This is a genomic window from Chitinophaga pinensis DSM 2588, from assembly GCF_000024005.1.
Classification (GTDB): Bacteria; Bacteroidota; Bacteroidia; order Chitinophagales; family Chitinophagaceae; genus Chitinophaga; species Chitinophaga pinensis.
The window spans coordinates 7,677,214-7,700,734 of sequence record NC_013132.1 but is presented as its reverse complement, the minus strand read 5'-3'; the positions used below and the strand labels follow the sequence as shown (position 1 = coordinate 7,700,734).

Here is a 23,521-nt window from a genome sequence, read left to right as displayed (position 1 = left end):
TTTATGAGGGTAGTAATTATAGAAGATGAAAAACCAAATATCACACGTTTGAAGAAAATGCTGACAGATGTCGATCCTGACATCGAAGTCATCGCCGTACTTGATACCATTACAGAAAGTGTAGCCTGGTTTGCAGCACATCCACATCCGGATGTGGTACTGATGGATATCCGTATTTCCGACGGACTAAGCTTTGATATCTTCCCCAAAGTAAAATTCGCTTGTCCGGTAATCTTTGTGACCGCTTATGATGAATACGCGGTGCGCGCTTTTAAGGTCAATAGCCTTGATTACCTGCTCAAACCTGTAGAAAGAGATGACCTGCAACAAGCACTCAATAAAGTAAAAGCGGTAAAACAACCACCCGATACCGAAGAATTGATGAAGCACCTCCTGGACCTGCTCAGTAAAAAGGAAGCAACCTATAGAACCCGCTTCATGATTCCTTTCCGCGATGAATACAGAACTATTCCTGTTACAGATATTGACTTTATTTACTATAGTATCGCTGGTACCCATCTGGTACTGAAGGACCGTACGCAATTACCCATCAGCCTTACCCTGGAGGAACTGGAAGAGCAACTGGATCCGCAGGTATTCTTCCGTGTTAACCGGCAGCATATTATTCATGCGGACAGTATTGATAAAATACAGACTTATTCTACCAGTAAGTTGCGTGTGGTGCTGAAACGCGATCTGGAAAGAGAAGTCCTGATCAGCAGGGAGAAGGTGCCTTTGTTCAAACAGTGGCTGGACAGGTGATAGAGGACTAATTACCATATAGCTGTTCCCATTCCTCGCGGGTATATATCATCAGTTCTTTTTTCCGGAAGTCCCATACATTCACATAGCGTGTTGATATCACATAATGCTGTTTCCAGAAGGGATCGACACTATACAGCATTAATGTACAAACATCTGTGGCGGTTATAAACTGGTCCGCTTCATCGATATGGGAGTGTGCGCCGCCGGTAAAGGTGGTATCCAGTGCATTTCCTCTTACAAAGCTTAGCGTATTGATATGTTTATGTAACTGTCTGGAGTCTGTTAACTGATGTTTTACGTTGTAGGTCAGCAGATAATCATTTCCCAGCATCATCGTACCGCCATCTTTGGGTTGGGTCAGCATATATACTTTTCTTTTTCCACCGGCAATAATCGGTATCAGATGGTATTGAACATTTGAAAAATACCTGAAGAGGGTGTCTGTCTGCATGGCATGTTCTGCTTGTTTGCGCAGCGCATACAGTTCTTTTTCTGTAGGAGAGAGGTCCCGCTCTGCCATGGAACTGACTACTGTTTCCGGGGATGATTGCTTGTCAATGATAAAAGTGCCGATCACCCTGGGGGTATCACCGGAAGAGTAAAAAATACAGCGTGTGGAATCATTTTTAATGTAGGTAATATAACCACCTACAAATGAAGGATCTTTATAGGTTGTTCCCCAGAAGATCTGTCCACCTATCAGGGCGGCCATTTCCCTTCTGTATAACAAGATCCCTTCTGTTACTATCTCTTTTTTGACTATTTCAAGCCGTTGGCGTTCGGTCAGTGGTTTTCTGGTCTGGGCAGCCACACTAAAGCCGGATAGCAGGATAGTAAACAATATGCTTTTTTTCACCATGTACTGCAATTACTATTCAAATATCCCAAAAAAATTTGTGAGGGCCGCACAAATGAGACGAAACAATCCTACTTTCGGGTAACAATTCATAATCCGTACAACCATGGCAAATACTGAGCACCCCACCCTGGGCCACGGAAAGATCTGTTATATTGAAATGCCGGCTATTGATGTGAATGCTTCGGCTACATTTTACGAAAAGACATTTGGATGGACTATCAGGACCAGAGGAGATGGCTCCGTTGCCTTTGATGATGGTGTAATGGAAGTCAGCGGTACTTTCATTGAAGGGCTTCCGCCTCATAACGGCGAAGGTCTCACGATCCATATCATGATCGACGATATGGACAGTATACTGGAAAAAATCACTGCCAACGGAGGCGTCATTACAGTTGGCGTCGGTGCACATCCGGGTGAGCTCACTGCCAAATTCCGTGACCCCGCCGGTAATATCATGAGTGTGTATCAGCAGAGGGGCTAAGCCAACATTATTCGTTGTTATCACTCGTCATTATGTACCAATTATGGTGCATCCTTTTCCGCTTAGCGGAGGCGCTCTCCAGCTATTTATCCCGGCATGTTTTTAGTCCGCCGATATACGGCATGATATAGTACGGCATACGGCTGTATTGTATCCGCCTGTATTTCATCACCCTAAAAAGATATGTCATGAAGAGCTGTTCGCACAGGAAGCAGGAGTCCGCATTTGCTGCGTTGGGTACTGCTATCGGGGTAGGGCTGCTGGCCGGACTGGCAGGAACTGCGGCTATTACGATTTCACAGATGATAGAAATGAAAATAACTAAACGGCCACCGAGTAAAACACCTGTGGAGGCTGCTTCAAAAGTATTGGATGTGGACGCTGTTTCCGAAGAGAAAGAGCAGAAGGTATCCCAGGAGATACACTGGGCGTATGGTACTACATGGGGCGTAGCAAGAGGTTTACTGGGACTTACCGGACTGAAGGGATGGACGGCTACACTTGCACATTTTGCAAGCATATGGGGGGCGTCTCTGGTGATGCTGCCCGGACTGAAAGTAGCGCCGCCTGTTACTGAAGAAGACCCTAAAACGATTGGTATTGACGTATTGCATCATGCGGTCTATGCGATAGCCGCCGGACTGGTTTATGATGCGATTGAAAAACCCAGATAAAGTGTGAGGTTGTACCGGTTACCCCGGTACAACCTTTTTAATCTTAGTATTTTTTCTGCTGACCAGGAGCATAAGGTTTAGCCGATTTTGACCCTGTTATCTTTTTAGCCTGTCCCGGTGGCAATCCATGCGGATTCCCCCGGGGAGCAGCCTTGTAAGTACAGGCGCTCAGGGCTACCGCCAGCCACAGACAATATAACAGTGTGAACAATCCTGACAATCTTTCAGTGCGCATATATAGTGGTGTTTTAATACTTCCTTTATTATTCACAGGCAAATATAGTACCAGTTGGTGTTTTGGCTAAAATCAGCCTTTTTTCTGCCGCTATTCTCCCGGTACTGGTATGTGTATTTTACAAATTGTAAAGGGTATCAGTTTGTAAAACAGCTGAGCCGGTTTTTGCAGGAGGAAAAAGAGTAGATTGCATTTATATGATAAAGTATCCGTCTGCCTGCTTGCTATTGGCCCTGTTTTCAATGACTATTTTTTCCTGCGGAAGAGTAAAGGAGAAAGGCCAAGCCTTGATCAGTGAATCTAAAGAGACAGTTGCGGAAGGGATTGATGAGGCAAATACTGACATCAAAGATGCCAGGGAAAGTTTGAAGGAAGGAATTAATCAGGCGAAATCAACTACGAAAGAAGGTATCAGCCAAAGCAAAGCCTTTGCCAAATACAAACTGAACCAGGCGAAACAGGGTATAAAAGAGCGCATTGACAATGTTATTCCTGCTTATGATGCTGATCAGCCGGATACCGACAATAATAAGAAGCGTTTCCAGGAATCTTTCGGTATCAGGGCGGGTAGTGAGGTGAAGCAGCTGTATACCTATGGTGATTTTATGGGCATCGATTATACCGTGTTGATGACTTTTACCTGTGACAAACCGATGATCAAGACCATCGTTGAAAAGGACGGATTAAAGCTGGCTGAGCATAATGATGATCCCGGTCTTTCAGGCATGTATACACCTGACTGGTGGAAGCCGGTATTGTTGCCCAAGGTGGTATGTTACAAAAGAGGATCGGTAGAGGAAGGTTATTTTAAATACCTCTGGTATAGCCCTGTCAGCAAACAGGCATTCTACGAAGTATATAGTATATAAGGTCAGGCGTCTCTGCATGTATGACCGTATACCTGCCAAGAGGCTAATAAAGCAGCTGCCCGCAGGCTGTACTCACAACGGCTCCTTCTTGCGAAATATCGCCGGATATACACTATACATGTTCTTAAACGTTCTTGAGAAGTTATAATCATTACTATATCCCAGTTCCTCTGCGATATCCGCAACGGTCATATCCGTATTCTCCAGCAGGTACTTTGCACGCTGCATGACCTGTTCCAGGATAAAGTCGCTGATCTTAATACCGAAGGTTTTTACAAAGGTCCTGCTTAATGACTTTTCGTTGATAAAATGCTTCTTGGCAAGTGACCGCAAACTATGCACATGAATATTCGGATATAACATCACTTCATTTCTGATCAGCATCATCGTTGTATCCAAAGCCGTTTCAGCACTTAGGGCAGATACCTGCTTTTCCTGGTATTCCGTCAGCAGTTCGATGCCAATATGCTGTAAGGCATATCCGGGTAGTTGACCGCCTTGTATGGGTTCCGTGACATGATCGAGGTAACGCATCATGGATGGACTGATGGTAACAGGGGGGACTGTACCATCTGTATTTTCATGTGTGGATGCGGGCGCTACGGCTACCTGTTTTGTTCGTATCAGTTGCAGTAGTAACTCAAAAGGGGCCGTAGTTTGGGGCTTGTCGTCCGCCGGACAAGCATCTAGCTCAAAATGAAGAGCTGCGAATACTACCAGTTGCATACAGGTTAAATGATTAACAGTGATTAAGTTACGTTATTTAACTGCAACCGGGACGGATCCGGTCGGAAAAATTTACTGGTATGAGATCGGATATTTATCTGGTGTGTATACCTGAAACCAATTGCACACCTATCATGGCGGGAATGTGGCCCTGAACGGATCGTAAAAATGGGGCAGTCACGTTTTTCTAAATACTGTTCCAGAATAACTAAATCAATTCCCTGTCGGAAGTGGAATAGTGCTATTCCATTTGTAATAATAAGTGGTAGTTTTACAAAAAATATAAAGGCTATTTATATCTGATTTTTCAGATACGGATGTAAGTCCGGAATAGCTATCTGCATTCACAGCAAGGTGCTAACTGAATAACATGAAGCGAAAGGATCTATTGAAAGGTATAGTTGTTTGTCTGGCGGTAATCGGATTGTCGGCCTGCAATAACCAATCCGGCCAACTGCCCATACTTGGTGAAAGGACGCTGACGACCAACCCGGTTACGGGTAAAAGAGATACGGTTTATCCCTCCATTCCCACATTTCATCTTACGGATCAGGATAGCGCCCATGTAACAGGCGATAGTTTTTCCGGTCGTGTGTATGTCGCTGATTTTATTTTTCTTTCCTGCCCGACTATTTGTCCGAAAATGACAAGGGAAATGTTGAAGGTCTATCACGCATTTGAAAATGACGATCACGTCGGATTCCTTTCGCATACAATAGATCCTGAATATGATACTATTCCTCGTTTGAAACAGTTTGCTACGTCCATCGGTGTCAGTTCGCCGAAATGGCATTTTGTGACGGCGCCGGCTGATACTATTTACAAACTGGCAGCTTCGTATTATGCTACAGCTTATCCTGACAGTACAGCGGAAGGTGGTTTCACGCATAGCGGAGGTTTATTGCTGGTGGATAAATACAAACATATCAGAGGGGTGTATGATGGAACGGACAGCGTGGAAACAAAAAGACTCATTAAAGATATTTCGAAATTGCTAACCGAAAGCAGGTAGACGTCATTTGAAAAAGCCAGCAGTCATATTGCTCATTTTAGTGTTATTCGTTCAGACAACGGCAAACGTCTGGCTGATAGGCTTATTTCATCTGCAACGGAATTTTATTGCGAAGAACCTTTGTATTAACAGATTTGATCTTATACCCGTCTGCAGAGGTGCCTGTTTCCTGCAAAAGCAACTGGATAATGAACAGGAAAGGGAGAAGAAAGAGGTGGAATTAAAGCCCTCCGTCGTCACGCTCTGTATGAATGATATCGCCATTGAATTGTTCCTTTGCCCCGTTACAGCAAAACCATGTTGTTATCCTGTAACCGATACCGCACTGTTGACTGGTGTTGCAGGATCTATTCTCCGGCCTCCTATCGGATGATATTCTCTATCCGTTGTGCCCGATGCCTGCTGTGTTATCGGGTGTGTAAGACTGTAGCCTGTGGCTTCGGTTGAAATCTCATTTTCTTCATCATCACTCGTAGTCATTTTATGAAAAGGGAAACTATTTCAGTTTGCCCTCTCAGTGTTTTTAATTCACATATCAGCGATTTCTGGATAGGAAGCCTCTCTGCTGTGTCGGAGAATTATCCTTTTATAGAATACCCGCACAGGCCATCCTATTATATGCTTATATATATCTGGAAGGCGGCAGGAGAGCTGATAATCGATAATGAGAGGGTTTTACTGGATGGACCGAAGGTGGTTTGTGTCAGACCGAATGCCGTATTCAGTATGCGGATGATCAGTCAGGCTTCCGGATACGTCGTTTGTTTCAATGACAGCTTTTTTTCATTGCGATACAATAACAATGTACTGTACCGGTTTCAGTTTCTTGTACAACGTGCAGTTGCTGTTTTCAGAGTCAGTACTGAAAAGGCAGGCGCCTGGAATTATTTTCTTAACCAGGTCATTGAAGAGTTTACAGCTGAGATGGAAAGCAGCGAAGATCTGTTACGGTCTTTCCTGAATATTTTGCTACATCAGCTGGATCGTAGTTTTTACCGCTTATCCGGTAAGGAAGAGAAAAGCATCAAACATGCCAAGATGATCCGGTTTGAACAATTGGTAGAGCAATATTTTTCGGTGCATAGAAATCCGTCTTTCTACTCCGAGCAGTTGCACATCACCACGAATTATCTGAATAAGCTATGCCATGAGTATTGCCATACTACAAGTGGCAACCTGATAAGAGCGCGGACCATCAAAGAAGCACAGCGTTTATTGCATCATACACAGTTGTCAGTAGCCGAGATTGCCTATGAGATCGGATTTGAGAGCGCTTCTTATTTTAACACATTCTATAAAAAAGAGACCGGTGTGACGCCGGAGAATTTTCGCAAAATCAAACTCAAACTCAGTAAACATGAAAAATATTGAATCTAAAGTACCTGTTGTCGGATATATTCATTTTATCAACCGCATTACACTATTTCTTTTCACGGTACTATTGATCTTTTTTCTTTTAAGAATGATTGTGAATGGAAGAGTGAGTGTTGAAAATGTAAATATCAGGATTGATTCGCAGAATGAACAGTATCAAAAGTTGTAAGAGTTGTCCGTTTCATCATAACAAACCAGCCCTGGCTTATTGCGACCTTTGTGGTCTAAAAGTCAATATAGCATGGATTTTCCATTATTTCACCTGGACTGGTTGAATGATCGTTTCCTGATAGCGATGATCGCTATCATACATGTAATTATTAATCACGGACTGGCTGTAGGATTTATACCGCTTGTAACCTGGCTGGAGCAAAAGGGTGTAAAGAACAGTCATGCAATGGAGATTACTGATCTGTCATGGGATAAGCTGGCCTGGAAAATGATGAAGGTAGGTTTTATCATTACTACTACGCTGGGAGCCATGACAGGTGTGGGGATCTGGTTTTCCGTGGCATTGGTAAGTCCGGCTTCAATCGGTAGTCTGATACGTGTATTTTACTGGGCCTGGTTTACAGAGTGGATAGTGTTTGTAACAGAAGTGGTGTTAATATTGATTTACTTTCTCAGCTGGGAGAATGCCAATAAATCGCTTACATCAAAACTACGACATATCCGCTTCGGATGGTTCCTGTCTATATTCTCATGGATCACAATGGTTATTATTGTGTCTATTTTAGGGTTTATGATGGACCCGGGGAACTGGAATACACATCATAGTCTGTTGAACGGATTTACCAATCCCATTTATATTCCACAACTACTTTTCCGTACGCCGACTGCCATGGTGGTGGGCGGTGTATTCGGATTAATGCTGATCACTTTATTTACAGAGAACGGGACCAGCATCCGGAAACGTGCCATCCGCTCTGCATCTGCCTGGATACTTTGCTGGGCGCCATTATCACTTGCCGGTGCTGTTTACTATTATGGTGTAATGCCCTCAGCTATGACTGCCAATATGAGTACGGCTGTGGGCACTATGGACTTCTCACAATATTATGACCTGCTCCGCTATGTAATCGGTGGTGCTATATTTCTTGTTGTCTTATTATCTGTTACTGGTTTGATTAAATCCTCCCTGGTGAGATTTCCTTTTGCACTTTTTTGCTGTCTGACCGTATTTGGATTCCTGGGCATCTTTGAGCGCGTCAGGGAATTTATCAGAAAGCCTTATGTCATCGGTGGATATATGTACAGTAACCTGTTAAAAGAGGAAGATTATCCGCTGTATAAAAGAGATGGTATCCTTAAATATGCCACCTATACCAGTACGCCGACAGTTACCGCAGAAAATAAGATCGCAGCTGGCAGAAATGTATTTATGTTATCGTGTAGCCGCTGTCATACTACACAGGGGGTGAATTCTATTGTGTATGTTTTTGAGCGGATGTATGGATTTGGTAAACCGCTGGATGAAAATTCTATGGCAGGTTACATTCCGAATATGCATAATGCCCGTACTTATATGCCGCCGTTTCCGGGTAATCGGGATGAATTGCAGGCATTGGTCGCCTATATAAAGTATGTACAACAGACAGGGGAGGTGTTGGAAGGTGCGCAGACGGAAGGCGTTACGGTCAACAGTATGAATGATGTTAATGCTGCCAGAATTTTATTAGAAAAACAGCAACAGGAGAAAGCAGCACTGCTTACAAAAAAAGACACTACCTCCGCTAACTGATCGCTTACAATAATATTATTTCAAATTGAACTTTAGTATGTTAAATATATTGCCGGCAACGACGCCTGTACCGAAAGATATACCTTTAGATCTGCCATTGCCACAGTGGTTGCTCGTGACGATACTGGTCATTTCTTTTCTTGCACATATTGTTTTTGTGAACCTGATGGTGGGTGGATCTCTGCTGACTTTATGGGCGGAGATCAAAGGACTGAAGGATAAGGATTATGATAAGTTTGCCTATGAAATGGCGAAGACGATCACGGTGAATAAGAGTCTTGCAGTAGTATTGGGAGTAGCGCCTTTGTTAAGCATCAATACCCTCTACAGCGTATATTTTTATTCAGCAAATGCCCTGACGGGATTGATGTGGATATCGGTTATTCCGCTGGTCACGATCGCTTTTCTGCTGACTTATCTGCATAAATACAGCTGGTATAAATTATCAGATAATAAAGCATTACATATCGCTATTGTCGGGGCTGCAGTACTCATTTTTCTTTTTATACCCCTGATATTCCTGGTGAATATTAACCTGATGTTGTTCCCTGAAAAGTGGGGGACTGTGGGCGGCTTTTTAAGTGCGCTGGTGTTACCAAATGTCTTTCCCCGTTATTTACATTTTATCTTCGCTTCATTGGGGGTGACCGGTTTATTTGTCTTCTGGTATACGGGTCGTAAGAACTATCCCTTTGAAACCTATTATACACATCTTACCAGGTATGCCATCAAAAAAAAGGCGTATTCATTGACGCTTGCAGCTTCGGGAGCACAGTTTCTCATTGGTCCGATCGTCTTATTTACCTTACCCTCAAAAGGACTTGGCTGGAACCTGATAGCGGTGATACTGTCGGGTGCAGGGCTTGCCATTCCTGCTATGATATGGATATGGAAGGCGATTAATGGTCCGGAGGATAAAATAGATCGGCACTTTGGTAAAGTGGTACTGGCTTTAAGTATGACTGTTTTGTTTATGGGCAGTGGCAGACAGATATACAGGGCGAATGCACTGGCGCCACACCAGCAATTGATGGCGGCAAAAACAGAAGAGTTCAGACGATTGTCAGCAGAAGCGCGTGCACATCCACAGGAAGAAAATGTAGCATTAGCAATCGATACATCATTGGGAGCTGTTGCAAAAGGAGCGGCCTTGTTTAAGATGAATTGTAGTGCGTGTCATCAGAAGGATACAAAATTAGTCGGCCCTCCTATGCTTGAAATGGTGGAGATATATAAGGGGCAGGCAGATAAGCTGAAAGAATGGATCAGGAACCCCGGGAAGAAACGTCCGGATTATCCGCAGATGCCGGCTTTTGGTGACAGACTTTCCGCAGATGACCTGGATGAATTATCGAAGTATATATTAGCTGTAAAGTGATTAAAAATGACAATTATGACAAGTACTGTATTTGTGATAGCAGGTCTTTTGTTAGTGGCAGTTATTGCCCGCCAGCTTGTATTTATATATTCAAGGACATTGCTGCTACGAAAGGATACAACGATTACAAAGGTTCGTATCAGGGAGGAAAAGGAGTATCTTTTTATAAAGGGGCTTTATTAACAGCGAGGCATTAAAGCACCTCCTGAAGGAGGGATGTAAATGAACAGGGGCTGATCTTAGATCGGCCCCTGCTATTTTATTTAAACATGGTTACGGTACCTTGTTGTTTCATGGGTTGCTTCTTACTATCTGTGTAGATCACACTCCAGATATAGGTGCCTGATGGCAGATCAGCGCCGCGCATTTTACCATTCCACCCGGCTTCCGGATCACTGCTCTCGTATACGAGTTGTCCCCATCTGCCGAAGATGCTCAGGCGGAAGTCGGTGACGTCGTCCTGTACACGTGCTTTGAACAGATCGTTTTTACCATCGCCATTCGGACTGAATGCGGAAGGCATATACACTGCACAATCATTCATCCCTCTTTCTACTGTAATATTGCCTTCAACAGTACAATTATGGTCATCGGCAACTTTGTAATGATAACTACCAGCGTCCAGTCGACGGAAGCGGTTTTCCAGTTGCGTAGCTGTATCAGATATGCTGTAATGATAAGGCGTAGTACCACCGCTCATGGTGATAATGATCTGACCGTCTCTTACGCTGCTGCAGGAAAGCGACTTCGTACTGGCGTCTTTTACCTGGAGTACCAGAGGGTTAGGGATGTTGATGCTCTGCATCTTATTACAACCCATACTATCGGTTACCTGCAGTGTATAATAATTGGCGCGCAGGTTACTGAATACAGGGGAATCCTGTTCAGGAAACTGGTTGACCAGGGCATATTTATAAGGCGCTTTACTACCACTTGCATTTGCATTGATAGCGGCATCCGATTCTCCGTTACAACTGATAGGTGTTACGATGGGATTGATGTTGATATCCCATTGTTTGACCTCTACGGTTTCCGACCTGGAATTACCTTTCGTGGTATTGGTGACGGTCACCGTGTATTTGCCTGCCGGTAGCTGAGAGACTTCCGGTGTTGTATAACCTCCGGGCATCCAGCGAAATACGTAATTGTCTTTATCCATGGTATGCATCTGTACTGATACCTTCCCCTGACTGTGTCCATAACAGGTATTCTCTGCATAGGTATCGAAGTTGAGTGTTTCTTCGATCATGGAGATATTGTCGAGGAATGTGACGACATAACAAGTGTCGTCATAGTCAGTTACGTAAGGTTCAAAGCGAAGATGTGCGTATGTCTTTTTCGGTTTCAGTACAGCTGTGATTCTTCCCCATTTTCTGTCGTAGTAAATACCTGAGTACCAGATGCGTTCTCCTATATCCTGTTCAGAACTGGAGCCCAGTATTGCTAAAGCAGTAGAGGTAGCAGCTGTCTGATCACTCTTATCATCTTCGGGCATCAAGGCCATATCAAAAGATATGAGATAGGCTTTACCTGCTTCGATGGGATGTGATAATTGTTGTCCGATAGAAGTCCATACAGCATGACCGGCAGATGTATTATTCTCTGATGCTGCGAGCAAAGCGGCATATGTCTTACCATCTGAAGGGGGTATCTCATTGTTCGATCCAAGCGGTAGTGTGTATGCTATCAGATTTACAGAACGTTGGTACCAGGGTGCTGGTATACCATTCATTGTAGGTTGTCCTTCGAATGATGGATTCTGCAAATAAATCGGCATCGATTGTGACCCCGCTGTAAATGGTAGCATGATCAATAAAGATACGGAGATGGTTTTCAGTATGTTGAATAGTACACTGAAGGTTTTCATAGATTATATTACGGGTATAGGTAATACAAATTTACATAAAAACCATGAGAATGCACCTCAAAATGCCAGCTGGATCAGCTTTTTTCTGCTATCAGTACTGCTTGTCCGGCAGGCAGATTTTTCTCCCATACTGTTACGAAACTTCCAGTGAGTTGATATGGAAGTACTTCGGCAAGAGCGCCGTCCCATTTTTGAAGAATTCTTATCTTTTTTGTAAAAAAAGAAAAAGGAAAAACATCGTCAATAAAATTTGTTTTGCCGAAACGCACAATTTTAAACCGTGTTTTCCTGGCCAGATTTTCCAGTGATTGTTTGCTGAAAAACTGCACATGTGTGAGGTCATCGGCATCTGATTGTACAGTCGTGCCTTTATATCCCATTATTGTCTTGAGTTTCAATAAACATTTCCATAACCAATTATCTTTTTGCCGGAGGGCAATAACGGGTTTTGTGACCAGTACTTCTCTGGGTCCCATACCGTTAGGTACTGTTACGATCAATACACCTTCGTCGGTGAGAGACTGGAATAATACATCCAGCAATTTCTCAGGATGATTCAGGTGTTCCAGTACTTCGCTACAGATCACGGCATGATAGCGGTTGCCATCAGCGACAAGCGCTTCTGCACTGATGACGTCAAAGGTAACATGGGGCATATGGGTCAGTGAACGGGCTTTTTCGACAGCCTTATGACTCACATCGATGCCGTATACCTGGAAGCCTTCTTCTCCAAGTCCTCTGGCAATGATGCCGTTGCCGCAGCCTACGTCCAATACGGTGGCGCCTTCGGGGAGATGTTGTTTCAGGGTGTGGATAATAAACTGTAAGCGCTTTACATCAGCGAGCCTGTTGTATTCCATATGCATAGTGCTTAATGATTAACGAGCGGTCCATACTTCGGGTCTTTGGATGGAGGGAACTGGGGTAAGATTATTCTGCCATGTGTAAGTTCGTCAGCCGGAGGAATATGGCCATATCATTTACGGAAAGATTTACCCTCATTTGAGGACAAAATAGTAGTCAGACTATAATTATCTTACCTTGATGCTACGTCTTTTTCGGAGCATCAACGAAGCATAAGTATAGTATAATGGGGAAAGAACCGGTGCTGAGTATTGCTAAGATAAAGTAACTGACTGCTGATTGTTTACAGTATAATCCGCTTGTGAGTGAAAACGTGTTTTAAGGCATTTTAAGGGCATTAAGGACTATATTGACCATAATCGTATATTCATATGAAAAGAGGGCCTTCCTGACGTCAGGAAGGCCTTCTTTTCATATGAATATGCTGTTACTTTATCTGTGCCACTTCGAAGTGCATACCGTCTTTACGGGTGAAATGTCCGCCCCAGTAGAAACCATTCTTGTTGGCGATCTGTACGAGTTCGCGGACAGATCCTTTTTGTCCGACGAGTGCAGGTACGGCGCCCAGCGGGTTCCAGGCCACATTGATATCGAAAGCTGAACCGAATGAGTGGTTACTGAGTGTTTTTCTGCTACCTCTGATGAATCTTGGTACAAATGATCCCGCCCAGGTTAATACCAGCGGTAATAAGCCGGCATCTTCCCAGTCCTGCCAGAGGCTGATCAGCTGTCCTTCTGCCTTCCGGTGAAACTGTACCCTGTCTGATCCTTTGATGTTGATCAGCTGGGGGATAGATACCATCTTGATATTTTCAGTGGCCCAGTTGTCAGTGATACGGATGTTTTCGGGGTTGCCGGGTACCGGATCTGATACAAAAGAAAAGCGACCGAATACAGCGGCTCTTTCATCATTTGAAACCAATGGTTTGAAAGATGGCGATTTGGGGAAATCAGGACCTGATTTATCGTCCCTTTCGTCCAGGATGCCATCGAAGCCCAGCTGCATCGCAACGCCGTATGTTTTGTTGCCTACTACGCCATCGGGCTGGAGGTTGTGCTTTTGCTGAAAGGTGATGGTCGCCTGCTGTACTTCACGGGAAAAAACACCATCGGCTTCGCCGAAGTAAAGATGTTGTCCGATGAGAAAAAACTGCCAGCTTTCTACCAGTGGACCTGTACTATTGATTCTGATAAGTTTGAGTGCTTCCATAATATTGGAATGGGGTATTTGGTGAAATAAAGGGGTTGTGGTTTATGGGGATTCCTAAACATTCTTTTGTTGGGGTATACTTCTATAACGTCAAAAACAATGCTGCTAAGGTACGTTTTTTTTCAATGGAATGCTACAAAAAAACAGTGATTTTGTTCGCTTTATCTCTATCTGACTGCCGCCTCATTTCCCTCATAGGCTGTAAATTACAGCCTCTTAAACTCCCAAAATATGACCATTTATGCTGTACGTTCGTGGTGCATTTTCCTCTTTATTTCCCTCATTGTTGCTGCATGTAACAAAGAAGAACAGGCACCTTCCCCTGAAAACACGATTGCTGTCGCCGACCAGTCGGCAAGAACACCCGCTGGTGCCTCCATTCCCGTTTCCTGGTATCAGCTGGAATTTAAACTTATTAAGGAGACTCCTGGTTTCACACCTCCAGTTGCTGCGAGAGCACTGGCTTATACCGGTATTGCCCTGCATGAAGCCGTTGTATGGAGTGATCGCAATGGTCATTCGCTCAGCGGACAACTCAACGGTTTGTACAACATACCCCGCCCTGAAAGAGGGAAGCGATACAATTGGGAAATAGCAGCCAACAGCGCCATGGCTGACATTATTACCCGTTTGTACCCTAACGTAAATGCTGCCAATGCGGCTATTATCAAAGCGCAGGATAGCCTGAACCTGGTGAACCTCTCCGGAGGGTGTGACCAGGATGAAGTTAACCGTTCGGTGAACTTTGGTAAACAGATCTCTGCGGCCATCTACGCATGGTCAGCCACTGACGGTGGTAAAGACGGTTACCTGAATGGGTTCCCGACTGATTATATACCTCCTGTCGGACCGGCATTCTGGGTGCCTACACCGCCTGCTTTTCAGCGTGCATTGTTGCCTTACTGGGGTAATAACCGGCTGCTGGTTAAACCCCGTTATCCTGAAACAGCGCCTGTTCAGCATCCGGTGTTTTCTACAGATACCGCATCTGCTTTCTACAAGGCGGCTTACTATGTGTATAACAAAGTGAATACACTGACGCCTGAAGAAAATACCACTGCACTTTACTGGGCAGACGGTGGTGGTACCTTTACACCTCCGGGACATTTACTAGCCATTACTGCGCAATTGGTGACAGACGAAGGACTGAACCTCACCCAAAGCGCTACACTCTTCGCACAGGCGGGTATCAGCGTAAACGATGCAGGTATCGTTTGCTGGAAATACAAGTACAAATACAACCTGCTGCGTCCTGTTACTTACATCCAGCGTCATATCAATGCCGGCTGGGGTTCATTGATCGCGACACCACCATTCCCTTCCTATACTTCCGGCCATGCTTCCTTTACAGGTGCAGCCGGTACAGTACTGGCAGAATATTTCGGTAACGCGTATACATTCACTGACAACCAGAAAGTAGCGGAAGGATTTGCACCGCGTTCTTTTGGTAATTTCCAGCAGATGATCGATGAAGCTTCCATATCGAGAATCTATGGCGGGATACATTACCAGTTTGACAGCGAAGTAGGTGCGCAGACCGGAAGAGAGGTGGGATTGAGGGTGTTGTCGTTGAGATACTGATGTAATTAGGAATTAGGAATTAAGAATTAGGAATTATCTGGCAATTTTCTTTCGGAGGAATAAAAGGCGTCTGTATCATGAGATGATACAGGCGCTTTTTGTTTGGGGGACTTAACGGAGCAAGTTAGCCGGGAATAAGGAATTCCTAATTCTTAATTCCTAATTTTTAATCCTTAATTTTCCTACCGTTAAATTTGCTAATATGCCACGTGAAAACAACACCTCCATCAACAGACGTACATTCCTTACACAAATAACAGCCGCAGGCTCGGCTATCGTATTGGCATCTCCGCTGACTGCCATGGTAGCAGGATTTATACCGGTACAGGAAAAGATCACTGTCGGACAGATCATGGATGCCTTTATCAAAGAAGTACCCGGCGGACCATTTTCCAATACCGTAGATACATTAAAATCGGGCAACCGGGATGTCGTAGTAACCGGTATTGTTACAACCATGTTTCCTACAGTGGAAGTGATTAAAAAAGCCATTGCATTAAAGGCCAACTTTATCATTGCCCATGAACCTGCCTTCTACAATCATGCGGATGAAACAGACTGGCTGCAAAAAGATGATGTATACCGTTATAAGGCTGAGCTCCTTCAACAACACAATATTGTAGTATGGCGTAATCACGATTATGTACATAGCATCCGGCCGGATGGTGTGCGAAAAGGATTGAGTGAACAGTTGGGCTGGGAGCAATTCGAAGAGGGCAATCACCTGATCTATCATCTCGCACCTGCGATGACATTGAAAGCGCTGATCGCTGATCTGAAAAAGAAACTGAATATAGAAGCAGTCAGGTATATCGGTGATCCTGCACAGTCCTGCAAACGGGTGTTACTGATGCCGGGAGCAGCCGGTGGCAGAAGACAGATACAGAACATGATCGATACACAACCTGACGTACTTGTCTGTGGTGAAATAGCAGAATGGGAAACGGCAGAGTACGTACGCGATGCACGGGCAGCAGGTAAAAAATTATCATTGGTGGTGTTGGGACATGTCGTCAGCGAAGAACCAGGATCGGAGTTTATGGCGAAATGGTTAGCGGCAAAATTTCCTGCCGTCAAAGCAACACATATCCCAAGTGGCAGTTCGTTGAGGTTTTTGTAAGCGGCTTTCCTGAAACGTAAAAGACATTAGTTTATTGCAATCAGGAATCAGGAATTACAAATTAGGAATAAGCACAATCAAACGGCTTAATTCCCCATTCGTAATTCCTGATTCCTAATTGATTGAGCCTATATTTTGTGAAGAGGGTTTTGCTTTTAATGTTTTGATTATTAATATTTTCAGACTTCCGTCCTTCTTTTTTCTTCTATATTTTTCATATACTCTCACCGTGGTTGACACCTGATAAGTATTTTCACCGCGGAAAAGCCATATCATTCCAATTCTCAAAAGAACCATTTATTTATTCATCAAATTTCCCTCAAATGAGAACGCTATTATGGGCCTTGTGTGCCCTTCTGTTGTTCGCGTGTAACAAATCGTCACTCGAACCTGTCACTCCACGTCTGAAAGCTGATCTGAAAGCCGTTGTACCAGTCACCAAAACGACCAGCAAGAAGATCTTTATTCATTGGATGCCCTGGTTTGAAACACCTGCATCCAGAGGCGCCTGGGGTTATCACTGGAAAATGAACAACCAGAATCCTGACATTATCGTCAATGGTAAAAGACAGATTGCCGCTTATTTTTATCCTAAGACGGGGCCTTATGCTTCCGCTGATCCGGACATCATCGAATATCAGCTCCTGCTGATGAAGTATGCCGGTGCAGATGGTGTATTCATTGACTGGCCGGGTACCAGACAGCGGTATGATTACCCGGATAATCTGGCTAATTCCAATGCGCTGATCAGTAAACTGAATGCTGTCGGTTTACAATTCTCCATCGTACACGAAGACAGAAACTGGGATCCGGGTATGGCTGCGAATGCCAATGGCGATTTCGTATACATGCAGAATAACTATTTCAATCAGGGTAATTACCTGCGTAACAGCAGTAATGAGCCTGTTGTACTGAACTTCGGACCTATCACCTTTCATCAGCCTTCAGAGTGGAATACCATGCTGAATGGGATTAATCCGCGTCCTAAGATCATTCCGTTGTTTGGCTTTACCAATGAAGTAGGGGCGAACAATGCCGGTGGAGAATTCCCCTGGATCTACCAGGAGCATCCGGGTGTAGTAGACCGTTACTACACACAGGCAGCCAGCTTCCCGCTGTCTATCGGTGTGGTATATCCTGGGTTTAAATCTTTTTATCAGGCAGGCGGTGCTGATGGCCCTACCTGGCAGATTGCACACAATGGCACTTCTACCTTCTCTACCATGCTGGATAAGGCGTTGGCTTCCAGTGTGAAGATCATACAGTTTGCTACCTGGAATGACTATGGGGAAGGTACTATTATCGAACCTACAGAGGAGTTTGGTTATTCTTTCCTGACCGTTATGCAGCAGAAACTGGGGGTACCTTATGGTCAGCATGAACTGGAGGTGATCTACCGTCTCTATCAATACAGAAAGCAATATTCGGGTAATGGCAGTATACAGCAGCAGCTGAACCAGGTATTCTCTTACCTGGCGAATTTGCAGGTGGGAAATGCCGAGAACCTATTGAACAGTATCAGTGGTGGCAACAATCCGGGTAATCCGCCTGCTACGGGAGTACTGATCAAAAACAGGTGGCTGAACACTTACCTGTATGAACAGAACGGACAGGTAAGATATAATACCAGCAATACGGGTAATCAGTATCGCTGGATACAGGAAACGGTAAACGGGCATATCCGCTTTAAGAATGCGGCTACCGGCAATTACCTGAACATCGAGCACCTGTATAACTATGTGGAAAGTTCTAATGTGCCTGATACCTTTTACAGCAGTTACTGGGCCCTGGAAAGTTACAATGGTTATACCCGTTTGAGAAATGAGTGGCAGAATACTTACCTGAACCTGGAGAATCAAAGCGGTCTGGCGCAATGCACTAATGTTCCGGCTAATTTTGAGAGTGGTCAGTGGACTTTGCAGAATTAAGACTGCATATATGGAGGAAGGGCCGTTCCGCTGTAATGTGGACGGCCCTTTATATTATTTCGTTTATTCCGAACGTAAACTCTTCACAGGATTGATCGTGGCTGCCCTGATGGCTTTGATACTGACAGTCGCCAGTGTGACGATGACCATCAGTAAAATGGATAATACAAAGACTACCCAGTTGATATTGATCCGGTAGGCGAAGCTCTGCAACCACTTATTCATCAGTAACCAGGAGAGTGGCACTGCGATGACAGCTGCAAATGCAATGAGTTTGACAAAATCCGCAGAAAGCATTGCTACAATACTGGAAACAGAAGCCCCCAATACCTTGCGGATACCAATCTCTTTTTTACGTTGTTCTGCCGCATAGGTGATCAATCCGAATACACCCAGGGACGCAATAAGAATGGCGAGAATCGCAAAGGAAATAAAGATCTTACCGGTGCGGTCTTCCGACTGGTACAGGCGATTAAAATCATCATCCATGAAGGAATAATGGAAGGGCTGACCCTGCATGGATGGCCTTGCGTGATAGAGTTCTTCAATTTTTTTAATCGTTGCCTGGATGTTATTGGTATTGATGCGGAATGCCATCCTGGACGTGTATTCTCCCAGTGTAAAGACAGCTGGCGGGATCTTATCGCGTAAAGAACCGGCATTGAAATCTTTGACCACACCAATCACCTGCATTTTCTGGTTACCCCTGTAGAGATATTTGTCTGTGATATCATTAAAGCCTAAGAGTCTGGCTGCTGTTTCATTGAGGATAAGCGTATTGGAATCAGTCGGCATATCCGGAGAAAAATTCCTGCCACTGGCCATGTGCATACCAAGTGTAGGGAAGTAGTCTGTATCGATGTACCATTCGTTGATACCTAATACCTGGCCTTCGCTTCTGGCGGCATCTTTTGAAAAGATATTGGTATCGTGACTTGTTTCGGTCGGCAGACTGCGGGTCATGGTACCTGCAGTTATTCCCGGCAGTTTCTGTACCTCTTCTTTAAACCCTTTTGCATGGATCCACAAAGCCTGTGTATTGTCCAGGACTAATACCTGCTGACGGTCATAACCCAGTTGTTTATTACGGATATAGCTCAGTTGATTGTAGATGACCAGGGTACCTACCAGGAGCAGGATGGCTGCGGCAAACTGGAATATAACCAGGCTATTGCGTAGCCAGCTGTTTTTAAAGCCGGAGGCCAGTTTACCTTTCAATACTTTCACCGGTTCAAAGGACGACAGGAAGAAAGCCGGATAACTACCTGCGAGCAAACCGACTACAACGACGATGACCAGTAAGAGCGGTAGTATCCAGGTGAGTGCAAGTGGTGTAATGGCCAGCGATTTGCCGGAGAGGTCATTCAGGTAGGGTACCAGTAGTGCGGCGATGACGATGGCGATCAGCATGGCACAGAAACTGGTGATTACAGATTCGGCGAGGAACTGTATAATGAGGGTACCGCGTTCGGAGCCCATTACTTTCCGTAATCCGACTTCTTTGGCTCTTCCTGCAGAACGGGCTGTAGAAAGGTTCATGAAGTTAATACAGGCGATCAGCAGGATGATGATGGCGGTAATGATAAAGATGTATACGTACTGTATGTTGCCGGAGGTTTCCTGTTCGCTGGAAAGGTCAGAGTAGAGATGTATTTTTCTCAGGGCAATTGCTTTGTATCCAAAATGTCCGCCTTTCTTTTCCAGGTCCTCCATACCGCTGCCGGTAAGGCGGCGGAGATCCTGTTCCATATACTTTTTGGTAGCCTGACGCAGGTAGCCATTCAGTTGTGTTTCTGTGATACCCGGACGCAGCCGTACATAGGTCGTGAAGTTATCGGACATCCATTCTGTCTTTCTGCTGTCTTCCCGACCGGACATTGCCCTGAGGAAGTCAAAGTGCAGGTGCGCCTGTGCCGGTACGTCTTTGATGACGCCTGTGACGGTATAGGTGTAGATATTATCTGTTTCCAGGATTTTCCCTACGACATCAATGGAATTGAAGTATTTCTTTGCCATGCTTTCGGAGATGACCATGGAGTTAGGATTGCGCAGGGCCGTTAGTGGATCGCCGGCAATCATTTTCAGGTCGAACATGTCAAAGATGCTGGAGTCGGCATAACAGACATTGTTTTCCAGCAGGGTCTGTTGCCCTTTTTTCACCAGTATGTTGCTTTGTTGAGCGAGGCGTACATACTCCTCAATCTGCGGATAATCCTGTTTTAGTACAGGGCCAAACTGGGAAGGTGCATATCTTTCCCGGAATGCGCTGCCATTCACCAGGAAGTCGGCATTGATACGATAAATACGGTTGGCATCCTTATTATAAGCATCATAGCGCATTTCATCTATTACAAAAAGCGCGATCAACAGGCAGGTGGCTAGTCCGATAGCCAGTCCCATAATGGTAATGGCGGAAAAGCCCTTATTCCTCCAGAGATTGCGTGTGGCTATCTTATAATAATACTTAAACATGTGTTTTCATTTAGGGGAAATGATCCTTTAAATATACGTTTCACAGGAACCCAAAGGAATGCCAATTTGTAAGGGTGTTGATAATGAGTTATTTAGTGCGTATTTGCTCATAGAACTGTCCGCTTTTGATATAGGGCGTGTCCGATTTCAGCGGCATGTCCGGGTATGAAAATTGTGCATTGAGTTTTACATGAACGGGTTGCTGAAGCCTGAATTTATGAATATCTTACTTGTACTCATCTTTTTTAAAACCCAGCCCTTGTTATGAAAAACACAAGAAGACACTTTTTGCACAAAATTACTGCTTCCGCTATTGCATTGACCGTTATACCCCGCCTGGGAATGGCAGGCATACCAGATCTGACAGAAAAGCCATATGACGGCCCTGTATTGCGGGTGGCTATTATGGGACTGGGTGGTTATGGCACCCGTGTGGCAGAGGCCATGCAATCCTGTAAAAAGGCTAAACTGGTAGGTGTTATCAGTGGAACGCCTTCCAAGATCAAAACCTGGCAGGAGAAGTATGGTATCCCTGAGAAGAACTGTTATAACTACGAGAACTTCGACAAGATCAAGGATAATCCGGATATCGATGCGGTGTATGTGATCACACCCAATGCGCTGCACCACGACCAGGTGATCAGGGTGGCGAATGCGGGCAAACATGCGATCTGTGAAAAGCCAATGGCCCTGAACGCCAAAGAAGGGCAGGAAATGGTGGATGCCTGTAAGAAGAATAATGTGAAATTGCTGGTAGGGTATCGTATGCACTTTGAACCGCATACACTGGAAGTGATCCGGATGCGGAAAGCAGGGGAGTTCGGGAAGATACTCTTCTTTCAGGGATTGTGTGGTTTCAAGTCGGGTGATCCTAATCAGTGGCGTCTGAACAAAAAATTAGCAGGTGGTGGTTCGATGATGGATATTGGTATCTATGCGTTGAATGGAGCCCGTTATATGATTGGAGAGGAACCGGTGTGGGTGACGGCACAGGAGACGAAAACCGATCCGCAGAAATTCAAAGAGGGAGTGGACGAAACCATTCAGTTCCAGCTGGGTTTTCCCAGTGGGGCAGTGGCGTCCTGTTTGTCCACCTACAGTATGAACAACCTGGACAGGTTCTTCCTGAACGGAGATAAGGGGTTTGCGGAAATGCTGCCTTCTACGGGGTATGGTCCTATTAAAGGGCGTACGCATAAAGGGGAGCTGGATCAACCTGTGGTCGTGCATCAGACAGTGCAGATGGAAGAGATGTCGGATATTATTCTGCATGGTAAGCAGCCGGTAGTGGATGTGAGCGGGGAGGAAGGGGTGCGTGATCTGAAGATCATAGATGCGATCTATCTGGCGGTGAAAACCGGAAAGAAAGTAGACCTGAAATAGCCGGTTTTGCTGTAGGCATGAGAATGATGACGAGAAAGGAGAAAAGAAAAGTGTTATATCTTTGGATAGGAGAGATCATTCTCTTGCCTATACTTATTTTTACTTTGAGATAATCTTTGATATCGATATGAAAATTGATAAGCAATTTAAGCAGCTTACGCTAAAAGAGTATTTCTACTACATTGATCATCACAAAAAGTATACAGACTTCAATACACTGGGTTTGTACCGCTCGCTTACCGAGAATGAACGGCTTTCTATTGAAGAAAAGATTGCTGTAAGAGATTATGCGAATCAGTATTTCCATAAATTTTATGATTTCTTACAGGTAAAAGATCCAGACACTTACCTGGACGTATCAACACTGGGCATGGATGTGCGCAAGCCGGAGAGAAGGCAATTATGGGATGATCTCAGAAGAGATCAGCAAAAAATACTGGCGCGTAAGCGACTGAAGCATAGAAACTTTGGCGTCTATTCAAAACATGGTTGCGGCTATGATACCTGTCATCTGAATGGACTGATGATCAGGCAGGGAAGTAAAATAACTGAAGCGGAGATGTATTTTGATTCAGATAAACCCCGATGGACAGGGAAAATGAAGTCCATGCAAAATAGAAAAGAACGTAAGCAGCAACAGCAGATCATCCGTAAGCAGCTGCCGGATAGTGAATGATTATTCCTCTTTGGGAGTTTCTTCTCTTTCTACTGTGATGGTACATTCTCCGACGAGCGCTGCCAGTGCGCCTACTGCTGCCAGTACAGGCGCTACGAGCAGACCTACTACGCCGATGGTGAGCGGGAATGTCATTAATTCTTTGCCTGCTTTATCAGTGATGGTGATTTTTCTGACATTGCCTTCCGCAATGAGTTCCTTTACTTTTTTGAGCAGTTGTTCTCCGTTGAGTGAGAAAGATTCTTTGGTTGTCATGGGGGGGCTGTTTACAGTAAGGTACTGTTTTTTGGGGAGAACTTTATCAGG

Annotated in this window: 22 protein-coding genes; 14 read left to right on the top strand and 8 right to left on the bottom strand. The window is 44.6% G+C overall.

The genetic code is table 11. From position 1 onward, the window contains the following. Nucleotides 1-3 precede the first annotated feature (3 nt). Nucleotides 4-762, top strand: coding sequence for a LytR/AlgR family response regulator transcription factor (locus tag CPIN_RS30180; protein ID WP_012793676.1), 759 nt, complete (start codon nucleotides 4-6; stop codon nucleotides 760-762). 7 nt (nucleotides 763-769) lie between these two features. Here CPIN_RS30180 and CPIN_RS30175 read toward each other — a convergent pair whose 3' ends face one another. Further along, nucleotides 770-1,624, bottom strand: a complete 855-nt coding sequence (locus CPIN_RS30175) for a hypothetical protein (RefSeq protein WP_012793675.1) — start codon at nucleotides 1,622-1,624, stop codon at nucleotides 770-772. Nucleotides 1,625-1,727: 103 nt separating this feature from the next. On the opposite strand from CPIN_RS30175, the gene CPIN_RS30170 reads away from it, so the two are divergent. Together CPIN_RS30170 and CPIN_RS30165 are read left to right on the top strand one after the other, a co-directional pair. Next, a complete protein-coding gene (locus CPIN_RS30170; protein ID WP_012793674.1) occupies nucleotides 1,728-2,105 on the top strand; it encodes a VOC family protein in 378 nt (125 codons plus the stop codon). Between the two features lie 188 nt (nucleotides 2,106-2,293). Beyond that, the gene (locus CPIN_RS30165; protein WP_012793673.1) at nucleotides 2,294-2,779 is read left to right on the top strand and encodes a hypothetical protein; all 486 of its coding nucleotides are present in this window, start codon (nucleotides 2,294-2,296) and stop codon (nucleotides 2,777-2,779) included. Nucleotides 2,780-2,822: 43 nt separating this feature from the next. On the opposite strand, the gene CPIN_RS30160 is transcribed toward CPIN_RS30165, so the two are convergent. Further along, nucleotides 2,823-3,014 carry a hypothetical protein gene (locus CPIN_RS30160; protein WP_012793672.1) on the bottom strand — a complete coding sequence of 64 codons (192 nt, stop codon included), beginning with the start codon at nucleotides 3,012-3,014 and terminating at the stop codon, nucleotides 2,823-2,825. A gap of 242 nt (nucleotides 3,015-3,256) precedes the next feature. Here CPIN_RS30160 and CPIN_RS30155 point away from each other — a divergent pair, with 242 nt between their 5' ends. Beyond that, nucleotides 3,257-3,883: a hypothetical protein gene (locus CPIN_RS30155; protein WP_012793671.1), complete on the top strand. Its 627-nt coding sequence runs from the start codon at nucleotides 3,257-3,259 to the stop codon at nucleotides 3,881-3,883. Nucleotides 3,884-3,955: 72 nt separating this feature from the next. Here CPIN_RS30155 and CPIN_RS30150 read toward each other — a convergent pair whose 3' ends face one another. Continuing rightward, on the bottom strand, nucleotides 3,956-4,609 hold the full coding sequence (locus CPIN_RS30150) for a helix-turn-helix domain-containing protein (protein WP_012793670.1): 654 nt from the start codon (nucleotides 4,607-4,609) through the stop codon (nucleotides 3,956-3,958). A gap of 370 nt (nucleotides 4,610-4,979) precedes the next feature. On the opposite strand from CPIN_RS30150, the gene CPIN_RS30145 reads away from it, so the two are divergent. The 5 genes from CPIN_RS30145 (at nucleotide 4,980) to CPIN_RS30120 (ending at nucleotide 10,114) form a co-directional block, all read left to right on the top strand. Then, entirely contained in the window at nucleotides 4,980-5,621 is a 642-nt protein-coding gene (locus CPIN_RS30145; RefSeq protein ID WP_012793669.1) for an SCO family protein, read from the top strand. Nucleotides 5,622-5,628: 7 nt separating this feature from the next. Continuing rightward, nucleotides 5,629-5,994 (top strand): hypothetical protein, encoded by a 366-nt coding sequence (locus CPIN_RS30140; RefSeq protein ID WP_012793668.1) that lies wholly within the window; start codon nucleotides 5,629-5,631, stop codon nucleotides 5,992-5,994. Nucleotides 5,995-6,239: 245 nt separating this feature from the next. Beyond that, nucleotides 6,240-6,992, top strand: coding sequence for a helix-turn-helix domain-containing protein (locus tag CPIN_RS30135; RefSeq protein ID WP_044220047.1), 753 nt, complete (start codon nucleotides 6,240-6,242; stop codon nucleotides 6,990-6,992). Nucleotides 6,993-7,236: 244 nt separating this feature from the next. Further along, complete coding sequence (locus tag CPIN_RS30125; RefSeq protein WP_012793665.1) at nucleotides 7,237-8,736, top strand: c-type cytochrome; 1,500 nt, start codon at nucleotides 7,237-7,239, stop codon at nucleotides 8,734-8,736. A 37-nt stretch (nucleotides 8,737-8,773) separates the two neighbouring features. Then, nucleotides 8,774-10,114, top strand: coding sequence for a c-type cytochrome (locus CPIN_RS30120; protein WP_012793664.1), 1,341 nt, complete (start codon nucleotides 8,774-8,776; stop codon nucleotides 10,112-10,114). 259 nt (nucleotides 10,115-10,373) lie between these two features. On the opposite strand, the gene CPIN_RS30115 is transcribed toward CPIN_RS30120, so the two are convergent. The 3 genes from CPIN_RS30115 to CPIN_RS30105 all read right to left on the bottom strand — a co-directional run bounded on the left by CPIN_RS30115 (nucleotide 10,374) and on the right by CPIN_RS30105 (nucleotide 14,055). Then, on the bottom strand, nucleotides 10,374-11,981 hold the full coding sequence (locus CPIN_RS30115; RefSeq protein ID WP_012793662.1) for a T9SS type B sorting domain-containing protein: 1,608 nt from the start codon (nucleotides 11,979-11,981) through the stop codon (nucleotides 10,374-10,376). A 74-nt stretch (nucleotides 11,982-12,055) separates the two neighbouring features. Then, nucleotides 12,056-12,841, bottom strand: a complete 786-nt coding sequence (locus tag CPIN_RS37180; RefSeq protein WP_187294709.1) for a class I SAM-dependent methyltransferase — start codon at nucleotides 12,839-12,841, stop codon at nucleotides 12,056-12,058. 431 nt (nucleotides 12,842-13,272) lie between these two features. Next, complete coding sequence (locus CPIN_RS30105; protein ID WP_012793660.1) at nucleotides 13,273-14,055, bottom strand: M15 family metallopeptidase; 783 nt, start codon at nucleotides 14,053-14,055, stop codon at nucleotides 13,273-13,275. 231 nt (nucleotides 14,056-14,286) lie between these two features. Here CPIN_RS30105 and CPIN_RS30100 point away from each other — a divergent pair, with 231 nt between their 5' ends. From CPIN_RS30100 to CPIN_RS30085, 3 genes are all read left to right on the top strand, one after another. After that, nucleotides 14,287-15,636: a vanadium-dependent haloperoxidase gene (locus CPIN_RS30100; RefSeq protein WP_012793659.1), complete on the top strand. Its 1,350-nt coding sequence runs from the start codon at nucleotides 14,287-14,289 to the stop codon at nucleotides 15,634-15,636. Nucleotides 15,637-15,838: 202 nt separating this feature from the next. Continuing rightward, entirely contained in the window at nucleotides 15,839-16,756 is a 918-nt protein-coding gene (locus CPIN_RS30095; RefSeq protein ID WP_012793658.1) for a Nif3-like dinuclear metal center hexameric protein, read from the top strand. A gap of 323 nt (nucleotides 16,757-17,079) precedes the next feature. Then, complete coding sequence (locus tag CPIN_RS30085; RefSeq protein WP_012793657.1) at nucleotides 17,080-18,684, top strand: glycoside hydrolase family 99 protein; 1,605 nt, start codon at nucleotides 17,080-17,082, stop codon at nucleotides 18,682-18,684. A gap of 63 nt (nucleotides 18,685-18,747) precedes the next feature. Here the strand turns inward: CPIN_RS30085 and CPIN_RS30080 are convergent, their stop codons facing one another. Beyond that, nucleotides 18,748-21,156 (bottom strand): ABC transporter permease, encoded by a 2,409-nt coding sequence (locus CPIN_RS30080; protein WP_012793656.1) that lies wholly within the window; start codon nucleotides 21,154-21,156, stop codon nucleotides 18,748-18,750. Between the two features lie 264 nt (nucleotides 21,157-21,420). Here CPIN_RS30080 and CPIN_RS30075 point away from each other — a divergent pair, with 264 nt between their 5' ends. Both CPIN_RS30075 and CPIN_RS30070 read left to right on the top strand, forming a co-directional pair. Beyond that, nucleotides 21,421-22,539, top strand: a complete 1,119-nt coding sequence (locus tag CPIN_RS30075) for a Gfo/Idh/MocA family protein (protein ID WP_012793655.1) — start codon at nucleotides 21,421-21,423, stop codon at nucleotides 22,537-22,539. Nucleotides 22,540-22,666: 127 nt separating this feature from the next. Then, a complete protein-coding gene (locus tag CPIN_RS30070) occupies nucleotides 22,667-23,215 on the top strand; it encodes a hypothetical protein (protein ID WP_012793654.1) in 549 nt (182 codons plus the stop codon). Here the strand turns inward: CPIN_RS30070 and CPIN_RS30065 are convergent, their stop codons facing one another. Continuing rightward, complete coding sequence (locus tag CPIN_RS30065; protein ID WP_044220040.1) at nucleotides 23,216-23,470, bottom strand: DUF4342 domain-containing protein; 255 nt, start codon at nucleotides 23,468-23,470, stop codon at nucleotides 23,216-23,218. It abuts the gene before it with no gap. Nucleotides 23,471-23,521: the final 51 nt, after the last annotated feature.